Below are 1,656 nucleotides of genomic sequence, written 5' to 3'. Positions count from 1 at the left end.
TGGCCTGCTAAAAGTTTGGGGTTGCGGCGGCAATGCGATTGCGCAAGTTTAGTTCCTCGGAGCTAATACCGAGATCTTCTTTTCTGGCGGTGTGAACTCCTGGCTTGAGTTGTTCCCACTTCCATGCGGCCAGGTGTTTCATCCGACAAGTCGATAGTGCGGTTTGCACCAAGTCGATTGTCACCTCAGTCGTTGCTGCAGCCAAAGAGAGAATTTGCCGTGTGACCGAGTTGCCGCTGTGATGAAGCAGACGTTTCCCTTTGCCGATTAATGATTCGAGAACCTCTGTGCTTCCAGGCATCGCTTCGCCAGCGACAATTCCTTGGCCCATTTCTTGAACCATGTCGGCGACTTTCTGGACGAGTAATCGCGAAGACTCATGTTGCAGATCGTCGCTCAGACGCCGAATGTCGCTCGCTGTCGTTGCCATGTAACCGGTCCGGCGGACGACTGCATTGATCGCTTGCCCGGTCAGAATCACTTCCATCCACTGCGAGGCGGATTGGCGATACTCATCGAGCCAGCCCAGTCGTTTTTCCACCATACGTTGGTCCAGACGCCCGCGTTGTTGCTCGTTGAGCTGACCGGTTCGAACTCGGTCCAGAATGCTGATCGCTCGCACTGCCCAACGAACTTCACGGTCGAAGTTCATGTAACGTGCTTTAGTTTTCGGAGTCGGCGGTTTGAGGTGAGCCAAAACGCTTTGCCGTAAGAAATTGGCACATCGGCAACAGCCCTTGCGGTACGCTTCCCACTTCGGATCTGACTCAAAGATGCTTTTGATCACTCGGCTGACCAAGTGAACAATGTCGAAGAACGAAGCGACTTCGGGGTGCCGCTGTTGAAACAATTCCACGCCTTTTTTGAGGTCGCTGCCGCGATCGCTCAGTGTGGCGATCGGTGTGCCGTACTGCTGGCTTAGTCGCTCGAGTTGGCCGTCGACGATTTCACCGGTGGAGGTTTCCACAGGCATGACCGCGATGACCGTCAGGTCGCGATGCGTCATCGGACCGATCAAGCAGCGGAAGTCTTCTCGTGAGATCGCCATGACGATCAGACACTTCGTGCTGCCGGCGTTGATCGTATGATCGAGCAACCAAATCCAATCGTTGCGAACCTGATCGGTCCGCTCAATCAGATACAGCCCCAGTCGCAAAATATGATTCTGAATCGAGCTTTGGCTGGGCCCGTCCAGGCCGTGCCCGCCCTTGCACTTGTCGACGATGCTGCAAGCTCGACTGGCCGCCCGCAGCGACATCGCTCCCTCGAGGACTAGGCGGATCGCCTGGGTAATCAGGTCGGCTCGAAAGGGACTTCCGGCAATCGCCAGACTCCTCGGCTGTGCCGACTTCTCGCCACAGTCAATGGCGTTCAGTTGAGCTTGAGCGTTTTTTTGAGCTCGTTGAGTTCCATTTCTGCGATTTCAGCTCGAATCCTCCACGATTCGCGGCTCTTCGTAACGGCGCGAATTTGATTTTCGGCAACGCGATGCTTCTCGCGTAGCAAACGGTACTTCTCACGAAGCTGATCGCGGCCGTCCTTGAGGAAGGCAATGATCTTGTGAGGTGGCGACTTGTACTCGGAGATTTCTTTCGACATGCTGACCTTCCGTGGAGACCTCTATGGATCACACCATTAGAACATCTACGGAAGAAA

General features: G+C 54.8%; 2 protein-coding genes. Both read right to left on the bottom strand.

Features of this window, described 5'->3' with window-relative positions; all coding sequences use genetic code 11:
* Window positions 1–7: 7 nt before the first annotated feature.
* Window positions 8–1,258 carry a hypothetical protein gene (locus tag Pla100_RS30245; RefSeq protein ID WP_146583124.1) on the bottom strand — a complete coding sequence of 417 codons (1,251 nt, stop codon included), beginning with the start codon at window positions 1,256–1,258 and terminating at the stop codon, window positions 8–10.
* 113 nt (window positions 1,259–1,371) lie between these two features.
* Window positions 1,372–1,599 carry a hypothetical protein gene (locus Pla100_RS30240; RefSeq protein ID WP_146583122.1) on the bottom strand — a complete coding sequence of 76 codons (228 nt, stop codon included), beginning with the start codon at window positions 1,597–1,599 and terminating at the stop codon, window positions 1,372–1,374.
* Window positions 1,600–1,656 lie beyond the last annotated feature (57 nt).

Origin of the sequence: Neorhodopirellula pilleata (assembly GCF_007859915.1) — a bacterium.
Lineage (GTDB): Bacteria > Planctomycetota > Planctomycetia > Pirellulales > Pirellulaceae > Rhodopirellula > Rhodopirellula pilleata.
Note: the sequence above shows the minus strand (reverse complement) of the source record. Positions and strands in the feature narration are given on the sequence as shown.